Source organism: Haemophilus influenzae (genome assembly GCF_001457655.1).
Classification (GTDB): domain Bacteria; phylum Pseudomonadota; class Gammaproteobacteria; order Enterobacterales; family Pasteurellaceae; genus Haemophilus; species Haemophilus influenzae.
On the sequence record NZ_LN831035.1, the window covers coordinates 920,040 to 936,897 of the forward strand.

A 16,858-nucleotide genomic window follows, 5' to 3' on the forward strand; every position below is an offset into this window, starting at 1 on the left:
TTTTATCAAAGTGCCAACTTTTTTGGTAATTAGAAATTTTTCTCTCGTTATTATCCAATAAAAATGTGATTTCCCTTTGACTATCTTCGTAACAACAGGTAATATTCACGCCCTATGCAAAAGGTAAAACTACCCCTAACCGTTGATCCGGTAAAAGATGCTCAAAGACGGCTTGATTATGTTGGTTATTATTCGGCAAATCAGCTTGAGCGTTTGGCGGAATCAGTGGTAAACGTGCTCAGCGATGCACAGGTAACATTATCGTTTTATGTTGATCCACAAAAATTAGTGGTGATGAAAGGTAAAGTACAGATTGATATCGAGCTTGAATGTCAGCGTTGTAACGAACCTTACAAACAAACATTGGAATGTGAGTTTACTTATAGTCCAGTGGCTAATTGGGATCAGGCTGATGACTTGCCCGAAATTTATGAGCCAATCGAGTTCAATGAGTTTGGCGAAATAGATTTAATTGGCACGGTGGAAGATGAGCTAATTTTAGCTTTGCCGCTTGTACCAATGCATTCATCTGAACACTGTGAAGTGTCCGCGCAGGAACAGGTTTTTGGCGAATTGCCTGAAGAATTGGCAAAAAAACCGAACCCGTTCGCTGTATTAGCTAATTTAAAGCAAAAGTAAATTAAATTTAGGAGTATAGCCAATGGCTGTTCAACAAAACAAAAAATCTCGTTCACGTCGTGATATGCGTCGTTCACACGATGCTTTAACAACTGCTGCTGTATCAGTAGATAAAGCAAGCGGTGAAACTCACTTACGCCACCACGTAACTGCAGACGGTTACTATCGTGGTCGTAAAGTGATCAATAAGTAATTTTTTACTTATAGGTGTTCACTTGAACCGTCTAACCTTGGCGTTAGATGTGATGGGCGGGGACGTTGGTCCCCGTATTACTATCTGCATTCCATTAACATCGGAAAATAATCCGGTGTCGTCTTATCTCTTACTTGGCGATAGTCCATAGATTTTTTTCCTTTTTAATCGCTTATCTTATTGAGTATGAATAGTAGAATTTTATCCACCGGTAGCTATCTGCCGAGTCATATTCGCACAAATGCGGATTTAGAAAAAATGGTTGATACATCAGATGAATGGATTGTCACTCGTTCTGGTATCCGTGAACGTCGTATCGCAGCGGCAGATGAAACTGTTGCAACAATGGGATTTGAAGCGGCAAAAAATGCGATCGAAGCTGCTCAAATTAATCCTCAAGATATTGAACTAATTATTGTTGCAACTACAAGTCACTCACATGCTTATCCAAGTGCGGCTTGCCAAGTGCAAGGTTTATTAAATATTGATGATGCGATTTCTTTTGATTTAGCCGCAGCTTGCACAGGCTTTGTCTATGCTTTGAGCGTAGCTGATCAATTTATTCGTGCAGGCAAAGTGAAAAAAGCCTTAGTGATAGGCTCAGATCTCAATTCTCGTAAATTAGATGAAACAGATCGCAGCACTGTTGTGCTATTTGGTGATGGTGCGGGTGCTGTAATTTTAGAAGCGAGTGAACAAGAAGGAATTATCTCCACCCATTTACACGCTTCAGCAGATAAAAATAATGCCCTTGTTTTAGCTCAGCCAGAACGTGGTATAGAAAAATCTGGCTATATCGAGATGCAAGGTAATGAAACGTTCAAATTGGCAGTTCGTGAACTTTCAAATGTGGTGGAAGAAACACTTTTAGCAAATAATTTAGATAAAAAAGATTTAGACTGGCTTGTGCCACACCAAGCAAATTTACGTATTATTACAGCAACAGCTAAAAAATTAGAAATGGATATGTCGCAAGTGGTGGTAACGTTAGATAAATACGCTAACAACAGTGCAGCAACTGTTCCTGTCGCTTTAGATGAGGCTATTCGAGATGGTCGTATTCAACGTGGGCAGTTACTATTATTAGAAGCCTTTGGCGGTGGTTGGACTTGGGGTTCAGCGTTAGTGAGATTTTAGTTGATTTGATATAATTATTGATGATTTTAAAGTGCGGTAAAAATTGACCGCACTTTTTGTGTTAAATGTCAGGGGTTCGCCTGACGGCGACCTACTTTCTTTTACTCGTGTAAAAGAAAGTAGGCAAAGAAAACACGCCCCAGTTAAATCGCTGTTCTTTGCTTTGTTTCAATTTTCTTAACGGCAATTTGCTGAACTCGCTACGCTCAAACAGACGCAAATTGCCTAAAAATTGAAAGTCGCAAAGGCGATTTATATGGGGCCCCGAATTTATCAGAGCATTATTTAAAAAGTGCGGTTAATTTTAAATTCATTTTAAGAACAAAAAATATTTTGAGTTTTGACCGCACTTTAAATCGGATAAAGAACAAATTGGGTTCCCTTCTTTTTGCTTACTTTTTCTTTGGCGAAGCAAAGAAAAAGTAAGTCGCCATCGGCGAAACCCGATTTTAATTACCGAAGAAGAATTTTCAATTAAAAAACAATAGGACAAAACATAATGAAAAAATTCGCAATGGTCTTCCCAGGTCAAGGCTCCCAAACTGTCGGTATGCTTGCTGATCTTGCCACTGAATATCCAATCGTTATTGAAACATTTAAACAAGCATCTGATGCGCTTGGTTATGATTTATGGTATCTTGTTCAACAAGGTCCAGCTGAAGAACTTAATAAAACTTGGCAAACTCAGCCCGCACTTTTAGCTGCTTCAGTCGCTATTTATCGCGTATGGCAAGAAAAATTTCCTCAATTAAAACCAGAAGTGATGGCAGGCCATAGCTTGGGTGAGTATTCTGCCTTGGTTTGTGCTGGGGTGTTGGATTTCCAAGATGCGATTAAATTAGTGGAATTGCGCGGAAAATTAATGCAACAAGCTGTGCCTGAAGGCACTGGCGCAATGTATGCAATCATTGGTTTAGATAATGAAGCAATTATTAATGCTTGCAAACAAGCAGAGGAAGGCGAAGTCGTATCTGCGGTGAACTTTAACTCACCGGGTCAAGTAGTTATTGCGGGTGCGAAAGCTGCAGTTGAGCGTGCGGCTGCATTATGTAAAGAAGCAGGGGCGAAACGTGCATTGCCGTTAGCTGTGAGCGTACCTTCTCACTGTGCATTAATGAAACCTGCAGCCGAGCAATTAGCGGTAACACTTGAGAATATTCAAATTAATACACCAACAATATCGGTATTAAATAACGTTGATGTGAAAGCTGAAACTGAAGGCACCGAAATTCGTACCGCACTTGTTCGTCAGTTATATAGTCCAGTTCGTTGGACTGAAACAGTTGAAAAAATGGCGCAAGATGGTGTTTTAGCGCTTGTTGAAGTGGGGCCAGGTAAAGTATTAAATGGTTTAACCAAACGCATTGTGGGTGATTTACAAGCAATATCTGTAAATGATGTTGCATCATTCAATGCGGTAGAAGAATTTTTAGCGTAAGTAAAAGGAAGAAAAAATGCAAGGTAAAATTGCTTTAGTGACAGGGGCTAGCCGTGGTATCGGTCGTGCGATTGCAGAAGAACTTAGTTCAAAAGGTGCATTTGTAATTGGTACCGCAACCTCTGAAAAGGGTGCAGAGGCGATCTCGGCTTATTTAGGGGATAAAGGTAAAGGTTTAGTTTTAAACGTAACGGATAAAGAATCTATCGAAACTTTACTTGAGCAAATTAAAAATGATTTTGGCGATATTGATATTCTCGTGAATAACGCAGGTATTACTCGCGATAATTTATTGATGCGTATGAAAGATGAGGAATGGTTTGATATTATGCAAACTAACTTAACTTCTGTGTATCATCTTTCTAAAGCCATGTTACGTTCAATGATGAAAAAACGTTTTGGTCGTATCATCAATATTGGTTCAGTGGTTGGTTCAACGGGTAATCCAGGACAAACTAACTATTGTGCGGCAAAAGCGGGTGTGGTTGGTTTTTCTAAATCTTTAGCGAAAGAAGTAGCTGCACGTGGTGTTACTGTAAATGTGGTTGCACCAGGTTTTATTGCAACAGATATGACAGAAGTGCTTACGGATGAACAAAAAGCGGGGATCTTATCTAATGTTCCAGCTGGACGTTTAGGCGAAGCAAAAGACATAGCTAAAGCCGTTGCTTTCTTAGCTTCTGATGATGCAGGTTATATCACGGGTACAACGTTACACGTGAATGGTGGCTTATACTTAAGCTAAACTTTGACATTGATTTATGGGGGGGGTTCTAAGCAATAAAATCATAGCCAAAGATTTTAGATAATGCTAAAATCCCGCTCGCAATGTAACTTGGTTACGCCTTGAGCGTATGCAAAGGTACGTAACTATATTTGATGTGTGTGTTCACATTGCCTATTTTGTGGTGCGACCAGACCATAAAATAGTTGCAAGTTACTAAAAAATACATACACTAACAGCTCTTTTATGAGTTAAAACTAACAAATAGGAAAAACAAATGAGTATTGAAGAACGCGTGAAAAAAATCATCGTTGAACAATTAGGTGTTAAAGAAGAAGATGTTAAACCTGAAGCTTCTTTTGTTGAAGATTTAGGTGCAGATTCATTAGACACAGTTGAATTAGTAATGGCTTTAGAAGAAGAATTTGATATTGAAATTCCTGATGAAGAAGCTGAAAAAATTACCACTGTTCAATCTGCGATTGATTACGTGCAAAACAATCAATAATTTTAAGTTGGGCGACGTTTTAAGTCGCCTAATTTTTTTCTAATAATCCTCTTTAAAATTACCGCACTTTTTATTTTTCCCTTTCATAAACATTGATCTAAATTATCTTTTACTTAAAATCTTGGTTTAAATTTTAAAAAATTATTTAGTTATATGCCTAAAAAGAAGTATTATTTGCATAGTTTTTCATTTTTGAGGTGTTTATGCTTTACTTAGAATTTTTATTTTTACTATTAATGCTTTATATCGGTAGCCGTTACGGCGGTATCGGATTAGGTGTTGTTTCTGGTATCGGTCTTGCTATCGAGGTTTTCGTATTTCGTATGCCAGTGGGGAAAGCACCGATTGATGTTATGCTTATCATTCTTGCGGTGGTGACTTGCGCATCCGTACTTGAAGCAGCTGGCGGTTTGAAATTTATGTTACAAATTGCTGAACGCATTCTCCGTAAAAATCCAAAACGTGTCACTTTACTCGGCCCATTAGTCGTCTATTTATTAACCTTTATGCTTGGTACTGGTCACTCTGTTTACACAATTATGCCAATCATCGGCGATGTTGCATTGAAAAACAAAATTCGTCCAGAACGTCCTATGGCGGCGTCTTCTGTAGCATCACAATTAGCCATCACGTCTAGCCCACTTTCTGCAGCTGTTGTCTTCTATCTAGGTAAAATTACAGCAATGCCTGCTTTTGAGCATATTAGTTTATTAGATATTATTTGTGTAACCGTTCCTGCAACCTTAGCGGGTACGATTGCACTTTCTTTATACAGTATGCGTCGTGGTAAAGAGTTGGAACAAGATCCTGAATATCAATGTCGTTTACAAGATCCCGTATGGCGTGAACGTATTTTAAATACCACAAGCACAACATTGAATGAAACCCTTCCGCAAGGGGCAAAAAAATCTGTTTACCTATTTTTACTTGCTTTAGTTGTGATTGTTGCGATTGCGATGATTCCTGAAATTCGTACTATCGGTAGTGGAAAAGCAATTTCAATGTCACTTATCATTCAAATGATGATGCTTTGCTTTGGTGGTGTGATTTTACTCGCAACGAAAACAAATCCTCAAATCGTGCCAAATGGTGTGGTATTTAAGTCAGGTATGGTGGCAGCAATTGCGATTTATGGTATTGCGTGGATGAGCGACACTTACTTCAAATATGCAATGCCAGAATTTAAAGCTGCGATTACTGATATGGTGCAAACTTATCCTTGGACATTTGCATTGGCGTTATTTGCAGTCTCAGTTGTAATTAATAGCCAAGCCGCCACTGCTGTAATGTTATTACCTGTGGGTATAAGTTTAGGTATTCCTGCGCCAATTTTAGTTGGTTTAATGCCTGCAACTTATGCGTATTTCTTCATTCCAAATTATCCGTCAGACATTGCAACAGTAAACTTTGACGTAACGGGTACAACAAAAATTGGTAAATATTATTTTAACCACAGTTTCATGGTGCCAGGTTTAATTGGGGTTGTTGTTGCTTGCTTAGTCGGTGTTTCTGTGGCGGAATTAGTGATTCGCTAATTTACACACAAACTAAATCCTTTTAATATAAAAGCACCTTTGAATGGTGCTTTTATTTTTATGACAACCTACATCGCCTACGGCAATATAAATCAACCTTTTTCTTTGGAATCCTTACCTGATGAACTGATTCCAGAAAATCTATATCAAATTGAAACGGATAGCTCGCGTGTTTTTCAGCGTCATCAGTGCCGTCGGCTTGCTCACTTATTACTTTTCCAACTTCTAAAAATAGCAGGAAAATCCACCGCACTTTTATCTCAAATTCATCGTACCAAAAGTGGTAGACCTTATTTTCTTGATGAGCGAATAGATTTTAATATTAGCCATTCTGGTGATTGGGTGGCGGTAATATTAGATATTAGAAATGAAGAAAAAAGTGCGGTGGGAATTGATATTGAATTTCCTAAAATAAGAAATTTTTCGGCGTTGATGGAACATATTGCACCAAAAGAAGAAATTGATTGGTTTTATCATCAGCAGTCTTCTTTGAAGACTTTTTATCGTTGTTGGTGTTTACGAGAGGCTGTATTGAAATCTCAAGGATTTGGGATCGTAAAATTATCCAATGTTCGCCATTTTCCTGAACAACAACAAATTTTTTCAGATTATTGTCCGCAGGGGCAGTTGTGGTTTACTGATGAACTCTCTATTTATTTAGCCGCTTTTGTCAATCATCAAGAAAAATTACCGCACTTTTATGAATGGAGTGGGGAAAGTTTACAGATAAAAGAACTTGAAAAATATGTTCTTTATGAAGTGAATTAATTAAGAAAATCCTTGTGTAAAATCAAGGATTTTTTATTGCCTAAAAAGTCTTGTATTTTCATAGACGAGCCCCATTTATTTAGCTAAACTCTTAACAATTTTTTGACAAATGGAGAATGAAATGTCACAGAACGGTTCAGATCGCGATCCTTGGAGTAAACCAGGGCAAAGCAACGACCAGCAGACGGGAAATTCATCCAACAATAATGGATGGAATAATAACCAAAATCGTGGGAATCAAGAACAATCTCCGCCAGATATTGAGGAGATTTTTAATAATCTGCTTAAAAAATTAGGTGGTGGAAATAAAAAGAGCGGTCAAAATAATGGCAGTTCTCAAGGCAATACGCCATTTCATTTTGGCAAAGTTATTCCACTTGCTGTAGCGATTGGTGCGATTATTTGGGGCGTAAGCGGTTTTTATACTATTAAAGAGGCTGAACGCGGTGTGGTGCTTCGTTTTGGCGAGTTACATTCTATTGTTCAACCCGGTTTGAATTGGAAACCAACATTTGTAGATAAAGTATTGCCAGTAAATGTGGAGCAAGTAAAAGAGTTGCGTACACAAGGTGCAATGCTGACTCAAGATGAAAATATGGTAAAAGTGGAAATGACCGTGCAATATCGCGTGCAAGATCCTGCAAAATATCTTTTTAGCGTAACAAATGCAGATGATAGTTTGAATCAAGCGACAGATAGTGCATTACGTTATGTTATTGGGCATATGTCTATGAATGATATTTTAACCACAGGTCGCTCTGTCGTGCGTGAAAATACTTGGAAAGCTTTGAATGAAATTATCAAATCCTATGATATGGGACTTGAGGTTATTGATGTGAACTTCCAATCTGCTCGTCCACCTGAAGAAGTAAAAGATGCGTTTGATGATGCAATTAAAGCGCAGGAAGATGAACAACGTTTTATTCGTGAAGCGGAAGCCTATGCGCGTGAGAAAGAACCGATTGCACGCGGTGATGCACAACGTATTCTTGAAGAAGCAACAGCTTATAAAGATCGTATCGTGTTAGATGCAAAAGGTGAAGTGGAACGTTTGCAACGCTTGTTGCCAGAATTTAAGGCTGCACCAGATTTACTGCGTGAGCGTTTATATATTCAGACGATGGAAAAAGTGATGGCAAATACCCCAAAAGTAATGCTTGATGGCAATAATGGTAATAATTTAACTGTGTTACCGCTAGAGCAAATTATGGGCAAAAAATCGGTAACAAGTGCGCCAAGTGCGGTCAATTCTTCGCCTGCTTTTACTGCACCAGAACGTCAAAATTCTTATCAGCCTCAGCCGACTACCGTTGCGCCGATTCGTCAAGGGAGATTTAACTAATGCGTAGATTTTTATTACCTGTTATTTTCGTGATTGCGGCAGTCGTTTATTCTAGTATCGTCGTTGTAACGGAAGGTACCCGTGGCATTATGTTACGATTTAACAAAGTACAGCGTGATGCTGATAACAAAGTGGTTGTATATGAACCAGGCTTGCATTTTAAAGTGCCTTTAATTGATAGCATCAAAGTTTTAGATGCGCGTATTCGTACTTTAGATGGCTCTGCAACACGTTTTGTTACTGTTGAGAAAAAAGATTTGCTAGTGGATTCTTATGTGAAATGGAAAATCAGTGATTTTGGTCGATTCTACACATCTACTGGCGGTGGCGATTATGCTCAAGCTGCAAATTTATTAAGTCGTAAAGTAAACGACCGTTTACGTTCTGAAATTGGTTCACGCACGATTAAAGATATTGTTTCTGGTACACGTGGAGAATTAATGGAAGGGGCAAAAAAAGCTTTAAGTTCAGGACAAGACAGTACGGCAGAATTAGGTATTGAAGTGATCGATGTGCGTGTAAAACAAATTAATTTACCAGATGAAGTCTCTTCTTCGATTTACCAACGTATGCGTGCAGAACGTGATGCAGTGGCGCGTGAACATCGTTCTCAAGGGAAAGAAAAAGCAGCATTTATTCAAGCTGATGTAGATCGCAAAGTGACGTTAATTCTTGCTAATGCAAATAAAACTGCACAAGAATTACGAGGTTCAGGCGATGCAGCTGCAGCAAAATTATATTCAGATGCTTTTGCTCAAGAACCACAATTCTTTACTTTTGTGCGTAGCTTAAAAGCCTATGAAGCGAGTTTTGCAAATTCTGACAATATAATGATTTTAAAACCAGATAGTGATTTCTTCCGCTTTATGCAGGCACCGAAAAAATAGAGTTTAATTTGATAAAAACACCTTCCTCGTGAAGGTGTTTTTTATAGCCAACGTCTTACTTTTTGTTTGTAACGACGATATTCATCGCCAAATTTATTTTCCAAATAGGCTTCTTCTCGGGCTATTTGACAGTGGTTCATAACTAGTATAAAGACAATTACGCCTAACCAAGCTAAACTATTACCTAACCAAAGCGTCCAAGCAAGCAAAATTAACAGCAAACTTAAATACATTGGGTTACGGCTAAATCGAAATATGCCTGTGGAAACTAATTTTGTTGTGCCTTTAAAGTCACGAGGATTAATGGAGGTTTTACATATAAAGAATTGCATAACGCTGCTTAAAGCAATCAAAAATGAAAGGGAAATAACAAAAACAATCACTGAAAAATGGACAGAATAACTAGCAATCTTTGGCAAAAAATACATTGCTATGGCAATGAATAAACAGAGTAGTGGTGGTGGAATAAATAACATCGCTAAATCTTATTAATAAAAATGCCAGCTCTTTATAGCGCATTTAAAGTGCGGTCAAAATTTGTCTTAATTTTGCTTTAATTACTTTTATTTTGCATAAAGCGGCGATAAATTTCGCCGCTTTTGATTATTATAAATTTTATGCACTATTCTGTGATAAATTATTTGATGGTTAATTTTTTACCGTCATAGCTTATTGCTTTGACGCTAGTTAAAGCCTTACCTCCATCAGTTTCACCGCCAATCAGTAAAACTTTATTGTTGTAAGATACAGAAAAACCATAACCAATATTCATTGGTAATTCCCCAACGATGCGCCATTTACCATTATTCAACGTATAAACTTCGTTATGCCAAGCTTTGCTTAAACCTTTATGTGCGTGAAGTTTTCCTTCTTTGAATTGTTTGATTGAACCTGGAAAATTTGCGCCACCAGTGACTAAATAATGACCGTTACTATAGCCTGCAAGCGCACCAGCTAAACCATCTTGTGATTTGCCTTTTGGTGCAGGTAAGTCAGGTAAGTTTTTCCATTGCACACCTTTAGCAGTGAATTTACCTTGATGGGTTTCAGCGGTGCGAAGTCCAGGTTTAATTTCGCCATTGACAACCACGAGATCATTACCTTGAATTGTAAAGGCTGCACCAGCACGACCAGAGAATGGAATGCGTCCTTCATTGCGCCATTTATTGGTTGAGGGTTCATAGCTCAATAATTCTGTTGTAAAGAAATAATCTTCTGGACGTTGATCGAAGTAAGCTGCTGCGATTTCATCTTTTTTCGCTTGATCTTCTCCTGCCGCAACGTTGTCTTGGAAGAAGCCATTAAATATAGAGAGATTAGAGCCGCCTAAAATATAAACTTTATCTCCGTGAGATGCGCCACTTGATCCTACTAAACCACGGGGAGAACGAGTAGGAAGTTTCATCCAAGTATTATCGCTTGGGTTATAGCGATAAGCGTCATTAACGAGTTGAAGTTCGCCTTTTTCATTTTTTTGTAAACCACCGAATACATAAAGTTTTCCATCCACTGCGGCTGCAACAGGTTGATTGCGTTCGCCACCTGGAAATGTAGCAATTTCTTTCCATTGTGCTGAAGGATCTTTTAGGTCTAAGGTATAGAATTTATCGCCACCAGAACCTAATCCCACATAAACTGTGTCGCCAATTAATGCACCTGTTCCTCCTTTGATCCCCACTGGCAAATCAGGATAAGTTTGTGCGTTCGCTGAAAAAGTAAAGGTAGCAAAAAGTGCGGTACATAATGCTGTTTTAGTTAGTTTCATAATAAACCCCATTTTGAGTTGTGTTTACAGTTTTTTATTCATTAAACGGCATTGAATAGGCGTTGATAAAGTGCAGTTATTGCACCCTTTTGTATTGTAAGGTACAGCAGATGTAACTTACGAAAACGATGAAAGTGCGGTTAAAAAATTTAATCTTTTTCAACCGCACTTTTTATTATGGTATCAATAGATTTGGCACAAATGTGATGATTTGTGGGAAAATCGTGATTAATACTAATGTGACGAAAACGGGAATCAAGAACGGTAATACGCCTTTGGTTACCGTGGAAACTGACATATTACCTACACGAGCAACAACAAAGAGAGCCATTCCCATTGGTGGGGTAAGAATACCAATCATCATATTTAATGTGGTCATTACACCAAAGAAGATTAAGTCAATATTGAATTGCATTGCGATAGGAATAAGCATTGGTAATACTAAAAATTGTAATGCTAGGGCATCAATGAACATTCCAAGAAAAAGTAACAGTGCGTTAATCATTACCAATACGGTTAAAGGCGAATCGGCAACGGCAACAAACACATTAGCAACACGCATTGCGACTTGTTCACGGGCAATCATATCGCCAAAGAAAGTCACGGTCATAATCATTAAGGCGACTACGCCCGTAATTGCCATTGCTTCTATGCAACTATTAAATAAGCTTTTTAAGGTTAATTCTTTATACACAAATTTACCAATAATTACAGAGTATGCGGCTGCAACAATGGCAGATTCTGTTGGACTGAATAATCCTGAAAAAATACCACCGATAATTAATAACGGCGTTAAGATTGCCCAAAAAGATTGTTTAAAGCTGCTGCAAAGTTGTTCTCTCGTAGCTTTTGGTGTTCGTGGATAACCTCGTTTTTTGGCAATGCGATAATTCATTGCCATTAAAGCTAAAGTAATTAATACACCTGGAATAAAACCTGCAATAAAGAGTTTTGCGATAGATTCATTGGCAATTACACCGTAAATAATCATTGCAATACTTGGCGGAACTAATGGCCCAATAATACAAGAAGCAGCAGTAATTCCTCCGCAAATATCATCGTCATAACCAGCATCACGCATTGATTTGATTTCTAATTGACCTAAGCCCCCAGCATCAGCAAGTGCTGAACCTGACATACCAGAGAACAATAAACTTGCACCGATATTAACGTGTCCCATTCCTCCTGTGTAATGACCGAGTAAGGCTTTAGCGAAATTAAAAATACGTTCGGTAATCCCACCTGTATTCATTAGAATGCCCGTTAAAATATAAAACGGCACGGCAAGTAATGGGAAGCTGTCTAGGCTATAGACTAATTTTTCAGTTGCGGCATTTACGACATTCCAACGTGTCATAGAAAAATAAAGTAGAGTAGCAATAAATAAGGACCAACCTACAGGGACACCGATAAACATAATGATGAGCCAAACGAGTAAGGCGACATAGACTGAACTTGAACCGAGTTTTATATAATTGCTAATACGCAATACTTTGAACCAATCTGGCGCGAAAAATAAAATCGCAAATAAAATGACCGCACTTATGATAAAGAAAGTCGCAGGTAAATAGCTTTTCCCTGTCTTAAAGTTTAGGGTTTGCGCTTGGATAAAGCGAAACATCATTAATATTGCGATAACAGGCAGTGCTGCGAAAATCCATTTTTCAGAAATGCCTCCTAAGGCATCAATAGGGAATGATGCGCCGTTAAAAGTACGAATACCGAAATGAATAAATAAGAAAATACATACAAAGACTAATAATTGTACAAACGTATTTGTAAATTTTCTGATTTTTTCGGGCATTAGATTAGTTAAAAAATCAATAAATACGTGTTCTTGTTTTCTCACAGCAACGCTGATACCCAACATACCCACGTAAACAAATAAGAGCTTGGCGAGTTCTTCACTCCAAATTAACGGAGAATGAAAAACTTGGCGTGAAAGAATTTGAGCGATAAGAATACCGAAAATGGCAATAAATAATGTGCCACCCAGCCATTCTTCAAGCTTATTAATATATTTCATACTTCACTCCGTTTAATGAAGAATAAGGGAATGTAGTGTGCCATTACAGCACACTAAAGAGGGATTATGGATTGATTGCTTCAATTTGTTTTAAAGCTGCTTCACCTTTTTGACCAGTTTGTTTTACAAACTCAGCATAATACGGCTTCATTGATGCTTTAAATGGGACAAGATCAGGATGTGTAATTTTCACGCCTTGTTTTTCAAAGAATGTGACTAAATCTTTTTCTCCATCTACGAATAATTTAGTGTGATATTTTGCTGCATTTTCGGCAGCATCTTTTACGACTTTTTGAAGATCTTCAGGGAGTTCTTTATAAGTCTCGTTGCTTACTAAATAAAGTTGGTCATTCAAAATGTGATTAGTCATTGCTAAGAACTTTTGCACTTCATAGAATTTTTGTGCTTGCACCGCTGCTAACGGGTTTTCTTGACCATCGACGGCATTGGTTTGTAACGCAAGATAAACTTCAGAAAATGCCATTGGTGTTGGTGATGCGCCAACATATTTAGCATAGGCTAAGTTTGTTGCTGCATTTGGTACACGAAGTTTTAAGCCTTTCATATCTGCAATACTGTTGATTGCACGATTTGAAGTCGTTTGGCGAGTTCCGTTATAAGCTTGGGAAAGTAAAGTCACGCCAAGATCTTTATCCATTTTTTTAATTAAATCTTTACCAAATTCTGTATCGAATAAGGCTTTTTGTGCAACATTATAGTTGCTAATAACATAAGGTAAGGCAAATACTGCCGCTTCAGGGTAAAACAGTTGGAAGCGAGCAGATTCTGCAAAGGTGAAGTCGAGAGAACCGTCTTTTAATTGTTTTAACATTGCGCGGTCATCACCTAATTGTGAACTTGGATAAAGTGAAATTTCAATTTTACCCTGTGATTTTTCTTTGACTTCTTTGGCAAACATTTCTGCCGCTTTATATTCATTTGATGAAGTTCCAGCATTCATACCGAATTTCAAGTCATAATCAGCGGCAAGAACAGCAGAAGATACGCCTAAAGAAATGGCTGTAGCAAGGAAAAGTTTTGTCAATTTCATCATATTCGCTCCTGTGTGAACTTATGTTGGAAAGGGGAATATATTAACCCCGTAATATGAGAATCAATTTAGGCAAAAAATGTATGTTTTCTCCCCAAAAATAGGATTCGAGAGCAATTCTAAGAGTAAAAAAACAAATTTAAAATAGTTTTACGAGTTTTATTTCAAAAATGAGAAGTTGATCACATTTATGAAAAAACACTTCAAAAATATTCTTTAAAATGGCATTTCTTTTTCATATAATAAGGTTAAATGATGAAAATATAAGCATATTACAACTTATAAAAGATTGTTTTGTGTGGATTAAATTAATTTTAAAGTGATTTATTCAGATTTAAATGAGGGGTGTTATATGTCTAAATTATCTTATCAAGAAGTACTTTCTCAAATTCAATATGGTCTTATTTCTTCTTGCCAACCTGTCGATGATGGCCCAATGGATAAACCTGAAATCGTTTCTGCGATGGCTCAGGCTTCAGTTATGGGCGGAGCTTCTGGCTTACGTATTGAGGGGGTTGATAACCTTAAAGCAACCCGTCCTTTTGTGAATGTTCCGATTATCGGAATTGTAAAACGTGATTTGCCTGATAGTCCCGTGCGTATTACGCCGTTTTTACAAGATATTGAAGATCTAGCCAATGCTGGCGCGGATATTATTGCAGTAGATGGCACTAAACGCCCACGTCCTGTGGATATTGAAAGTGCGGTGAAAAAAATCCACGAAATGGGCTGTTTGGCAATGGCAGATTGTTCTAATTTAGAAGAAGGCTTGTATTGTAAAGCGCTTGGTTTTGATATTGTCGGCAGTACGATGTCGGGTTATACAGGAGGCTCAGTGCCAGAAGAACCAGATTATCAATTAGTGAAAGATTTAAAATCAGCGGGTTGTTTTGTGATGGCTGAGGGGCGTTATAACACACCAGAATTGGCAAAAGTGGCAATTGAAATTGGTGCAGATTGCGTGACTGTAGGTTCAGCCTTAACTCGTCTTGAACATATTGTGAGTTGGTTTGCTAATTCAGTGAAATCTGCAAGATAGTCGTAAGACGTGTGAGAAAAGACTTTACACTATAAGGATAAGTTATGCGTTGTTTAGCACTAGATATTGGTGGGACAAAAATTGCTGCGGCGATTGTAAAAAATGGCGAAATTGAGCAACGTCAGCAAATTCATACACCACGTGAAAATGTCGTGGAGGGAATGCACCAAGCGTTAGGCAAATTGCTTGCTGATTATGAAGGGCAGTTTGATTATGTAGCGGTAGCATCTACGGGGATTATCAATAATGGCATTTTAAGTGCATTAAATCCGAAAAACTTAGGTGGCTTGGCGGAATTTCCACTTAAAGCGAGTATTGCAAAACATACGGATAAACCGATTGGTTTATTAAATGATGCACAAGCTGCGACTTATGCGGAATATCAATTGCAAAATTCTGAACAGGTATCAAATTTTGTTTTTATTACCGTTTCAACAGGAGTTGGCGGAGGGATTGTGCTGAACCAAATTTTGCAGACAGGTTCTCGTGGTATTGCTGGGCATATTGGTCATACATTAGCTGATCCAAATGGTGCGATCTGTGGTTGTGGGCGTCGAGGTTGTGTCGAAGCGATTGCTTCAGGGCGAGCAATTGAAGCAGTTTCTTCCCAATGGGAAGATCCGTGCGATCCAAAAGAAGTGTTTGAGCGTTTTAGAAAAAATGATGAAAAAGCGACCGCACTTGTCGAGCGTTCTGCGAAAGCCATTGCTAATTTAATTGCTGATTTAGTGATTAGTTTAGATATTCAAAAAATCGCGATTGGTGGCAGTGTGGGATTAGCTGAGGGATATTTATCTTTGGTTGAAAAATATTTACAAGATTTTCCTTCGATATATTGTTGTGAAATTGAAACCGCTAAATTTGGACAAGATGCAGGTTTAATTGGCGCAGCTTATTGGGTAAAAGATGTTTTACTGGATAAGCCTGAAGGAACAATTTATGGCTAAATCGGGAAATGTGTTAAACAAAATTGGCTCACTTTACCAAAGTTTAACTAAATCAGAGAAAAAAATTGCCGATACGATTTTGCGTTCGCCTGATTTAGTCTCTCAATGCTCCCTTTCAGAAATCGCTAAACATTTGCAAGTTGGAGAAGCTACGCTCGTCCGTTTTTGTCGAACCATTGGTTTTAAAGGTTTCAGCGAGTTCAAACTAGAGCTTTCTATTGAACTTGCGACGAAAGATAATCAAGATGAAAGCATACTTGAAACAGAAATTATGCCAAGTGATGATTCGCTCACTATTGCACAAAAATTGCAAACGGCGGTTGCTAATGTAATGGAAGAAACGATTAATTTACTTGATTTAAAACAGCTTGAAGAAGTCGTTAAAGTACTTAAAAAAGCACGCCGTATTTTTTTATTTGGTGTGGGTTCATCTGGCGTAACGGCTGAAGATGCTAAAAATAAGCTAATGCGTATTGGTTTTCAAGTGGATGCTTCAGGTAATAATCATTTTATGTATATGCAGGCGGCGTTACTTACCTCTTCTGATGTGGCAATTGGTTTAAGCCATTCTGGTTATTCTGCTGAAACGGCACATACCATCAAAATCGCAAAACAAAATGGTGCAACAACAGTGGCATTGACGCATAGTTTGCGTTCCCCCGTGACAGAATATGCTGATTATGTTTTGGTAAATGGTAATAAACAAGGCAAGTTACAAGGCGATTCTATTGGCACCAAAATTGCACAGCTTTTTGTATTAGATTTAATTTATGCTTTGTTAGTGCAGGGCGAAGAAGAAATTGCCGCTCAAACTAAACAAAAAACTCTCAATGTAATTCTTGAACAACGTATAAAATAG

General features: G+C 38.0%; 17 protein-coding genes and 1 pseudogene. 14 read left to right on the top strand and 4 right to left on the bottom strand.

The annotated features are described in order from the left end of the window. Window positions 1-114 precede the first annotated feature (114 nt). The 11 genes and pseudogenes from yceD to hflC all read left to right on the top strand — a co-directional run bounded on the left by yceD (window position 115) and on the right by hflC (window position 9,171). Window positions 115-639: a 23S rRNA accumulation protein YceD gene (gene yceD / locus AT683_RS04630; RefSeq protein ID WP_005660861.1), complete on the top strand. Its 525-nt coding sequence runs from the start codon at window positions 115-117 to the stop codon at window positions 637-639. A 22-nt stretch (window positions 640-661) separates the two neighbouring features. Further along, a complete protein-coding gene (gene rpmF, locus AT683_RS04635; protein WP_005544470.1) occupies window positions 662-832 on the top strand; it encodes a 50S ribosomal protein L32 in 171 nt (56 codons plus the stop codon). Between the two features lie 22 nt (window positions 833-854). Continuing rightward, window positions 855-977: pseudogene (locus AT683_RS09870) on the top strand (phosphate acyltransferase PlsX); the annotation flags it as partial. A 41-nt stretch (window positions 978-1,018) separates the two neighbouring features. Then, window positions 1,019-1,969 carry a beta-ketoacyl-ACP synthase III gene (locus tag AT683_RS04640; protein WP_005664283.1) on the top strand — a complete coding sequence of 317 codons (951 nt, stop codon included), beginning with the start codon at window positions 1,019-1,021 and terminating at the stop codon, window positions 1,967-1,969. Window positions 1,970-2,468: 499 nt separating this feature from the next. Then, window positions 2,469-3,407: an ACP S-malonyltransferase gene (fabD, locus tag AT683_RS04645; RefSeq protein ID WP_011271906.1), complete on the top strand. Its 939-nt coding sequence runs from the start codon at window positions 2,469-2,471 to the stop codon at window positions 3,405-3,407. A 16-nt stretch (window positions 3,408-3,423) separates the two neighbouring features. Next, window positions 3,424-4,152, top strand: a complete 729-nt coding sequence (fabG, locus tag AT683_RS04650; RefSeq protein ID WP_011271905.1) for a 3-oxoacyl-ACP reductase FabG — start codon at window positions 3,424-3,426, stop codon at window positions 4,150-4,152. A 256-nt stretch (window positions 4,153-4,408) separates the two neighbouring features. Beyond that, window positions 4,409-4,639: an acyl carrier protein gene (acpP, locus tag AT683_RS04655; protein ID WP_005544465.1), complete on the top strand. Its 231-nt coding sequence runs from the start codon at window positions 4,409-4,411 to the stop codon at window positions 4,637-4,639. 203 nt (window positions 4,640-4,842) lie between these two features. Beyond that, a complete protein-coding gene (locus AT683_RS04660; protein WP_005665397.1) occupies window positions 4,843-6,174 on the top strand; it encodes an anaerobic C4-dicarboxylate transporter in 1,332 nt (443 codons plus the stop codon). Between the two features lie 60 nt (window positions 6,175-6,234). Further along, the gene (locus AT683_RS04665; protein ID WP_038440889.1) at window positions 6,235-6,942 is read left to right on the top strand and encodes a 4'-phosphopantetheinyl transferase family protein; all 708 of its coding nucleotides are present in this window, start codon (window positions 6,235-6,237) and stop codon (window positions 6,940-6,942) included. Between the two features lie 121 nt (window positions 6,943-7,063). Next, complete coding sequence (gene hflK / locus AT683_RS04670) at window positions 7,064-8,284, top strand: FtsH protease activity modulator HflK (RefSeq protein WP_038440891.1); 1,221 nt, start codon at window positions 7,064-7,066, stop codon at window positions 8,282-8,284. Beyond that, the gene (hflC, locus tag AT683_RS04675) at window positions 8,284-9,171 is read left to right on the top strand and encodes a protease modulator HflC (RefSeq protein WP_005660876.1); all 888 of its coding nucleotides are present in this window, start codon (window positions 8,284-8,286) and stop codon (window positions 9,169-9,171) included. The genes hflK and hflC overlap by 1 nt, the downstream gene beginning before the upstream one ends. A 41-nt stretch (window positions 9,172-9,212) precedes the next feature. Here hflC and AT683_RS04680 read toward each other — a convergent pair whose 3' ends face one another. From AT683_RS04680 to siaP, 4 genes are all read right to left on the bottom strand, one after another. After that, the gene (locus AT683_RS04680; RefSeq protein WP_005660878.1) at window positions 9,213-9,647 is read right to left on the bottom strand and encodes a methyltransferase family protein; all 435 of its coding nucleotides are present in this window, start codon (window positions 9,645-9,647) and stop codon (window positions 9,213-9,215) included. Between the two features lie 161 nt (window positions 9,648-9,808). Next, window positions 9,809-10,936 (bottom strand): N-acetylneuraminate epimerase, encoded by a 1,128-nt coding sequence (locus AT683_RS04685; RefSeq protein ID WP_038440894.1) that lies wholly within the window; start codon window positions 10,934-10,936, stop codon window positions 9,809-9,811. A 175-nt stretch (window positions 10,937-11,111) separates the two neighbouring features. Beyond that, window positions 11,112-12,962 (bottom strand): sialic acid TRAP transporter substrate-binding protein SiaT, encoded by a 1,851-nt coding sequence (gene siaT / locus AT683_RS04690; protein WP_005654416.1) that lies wholly within the window; start codon window positions 12,960-12,962, stop codon window positions 11,112-11,114. 64 nt (window positions 12,963-13,026) lie between these two features. Then, a complete protein-coding gene (siaP, locus tag AT683_RS04695) occupies window positions 13,027-14,016 on the bottom strand; it encodes a sialic acid TRAP transporter substrate-binding protein SiaP (protein WP_005691499.1) in 990 nt (329 codons plus the stop codon). Between the two features lie 349 nt (window positions 14,017-14,365). Between siaP and AT683_RS04700 the strand changes: the two genes are divergently transcribed. The 3 genes from AT683_RS04700 to AT683_RS04710 are packed head-to-tail and all read left to right on the top strand — an operon-like array spanning window position 14,366 to window position 16,858. Continuing rightward, entirely contained in the window at window positions 14,366-15,052 is a 687-nt protein-coding gene (locus AT683_RS04700; RefSeq protein WP_032824330.1) for a putative N-acetylmannosamine-6-phosphate 2-epimerase, read from the top strand. A gap of 44 nt (window positions 15,053-15,096) precedes the next feature. Continuing rightward, window positions 15,097-15,999, top strand: coding sequence for an N-acetylmannosamine kinase (locus AT683_RS04705; RefSeq protein WP_005668146.1), 903 nt, complete (start codon window positions 15,097-15,099; stop codon window positions 15,997-15,999). After that, on the top strand, window positions 15,992-16,858 hold the full coding sequence (locus AT683_RS04710; RefSeq protein WP_005654433.1) for a MurR/RpiR family transcriptional regulator: 867 nt from the start codon (window positions 15,992-15,994) through the stop codon (window positions 16,856-16,858). The genes AT683_RS04705 and AT683_RS04710 overlap by 8 nt, the downstream gene beginning before the upstream one ends.

What these genes read in the sequence shown, in the direction of transcription:
- AT683_RS04665 (WP_038440889.1), top strand. Translation starts at nt 6,235, where the DNA reads ATGACAACCTACATCGCCTACGGCAATATAAATCAACCTTTTTCTTTG.
- AT683_RS04685 (WP_038440894.1), bottom strand. Translation starts at nt 10,936, where the DNA reads ATGAAACTAACTAAAACAGCATTATGTACCGCACTTTTTGCTACCTTT.
- rpmF (WP_005544470.1), top strand. Translation starts at nt 662, where the DNA reads ATGGCTGTTCAACAAAACAAAAAATCTCGTTCACGTCGTGATATGCGT.
- AT683_RS04710 (WP_005654433.1), top strand. Translation starts at nt 15,992, where the DNA reads ATGGCTAAATCGGGAAATGTGTTAAACAAAATTGGCTCACTTTACCAA.
- hflK (WP_038440891.1), top strand. Translation starts at nt 7,064, where the DNA reads ATGTCACAGAACGGTTCAGATCGCGATCCTTGGAGTAAACCAGGGCAA.
- AT683_RS04640 (WP_005664283.1), top strand. Translation starts at nt 1,019, where the DNA reads ATGAATAGTAGAATTTTATCCACCGGTAGCTATCTGCCGAGTCATATT.
- AT683_RS04680 (WP_005660878.1), bottom strand. Translation starts at nt 9,647, where the DNA reads ATGTTATTTATTCCACCACCACTACTCTGTTTATTCATTGCCATAGCA.
- siaT (WP_005654416.1), bottom strand. Translation starts at nt 12,962, where the DNA reads ATGAAATATATTAATAAGCTTGAAGAATGGCTGGGTGGCACATTATTT.
- AT683_RS04700 (WP_032824330.1), top strand. Translation starts at nt 14,366, where the DNA reads ATGTCTAAATTATCTTATCAAGAAGTACTTTCTCAAATTCAATATGGT.
- fabD (WP_011271906.1), top strand. Translation starts at nt 2,469, where the DNA reads ATGAAAAAATTCGCAATGGTCTTCCCAGGTCAAGGCTCCCAAACTGTC.
- AT683_RS04705 (WP_005668146.1), top strand. Translation starts at nt 15,097, where the DNA reads ATGCGTTGTTTAGCACTAGATATTGGTGGGACAAAAATTGCTGCGGCG.
- acpP (WP_005544465.1), top strand. Translation starts at nt 4,409, where the DNA reads ATGAGTATTGAAGAACGCGTGAAAAAAATCATCGTTGAACAATTAGGT.
- fabG (WP_011271905.1), top strand. Translation starts at nt 3,424, where the DNA reads ATGCAAGGTAAAATTGCTTTAGTGACAGGGGCTAGCCGTGGTATCGGT.
- siaP (WP_005691499.1), bottom strand. Translation starts at nt 14,016, where the DNA reads ATGATGAAATTGACAAAACTTTTCCTTGCTACAGCCATTTCTTTAGGC.
- hflC (WP_005660876.1), top strand. Translation starts at nt 8,284, where the DNA reads ATGCGTAGATTTTTATTACCTGTTATTTTCGTGATTGCGGCAGTCGTT.
- AT683_RS04660 (WP_005665397.1), top strand. Translation starts at nt 4,843, where the DNA reads ATGCTTTACTTAGAATTTTTATTTTTACTATTAATGCTTTATATCGGT.
- yceD (WP_005660861.1), top strand. Translation starts at nt 115, where the DNA reads ATGCAAAAGGTAAAACTACCCCTAACCGTTGATCCGGTAAAAGATGCT.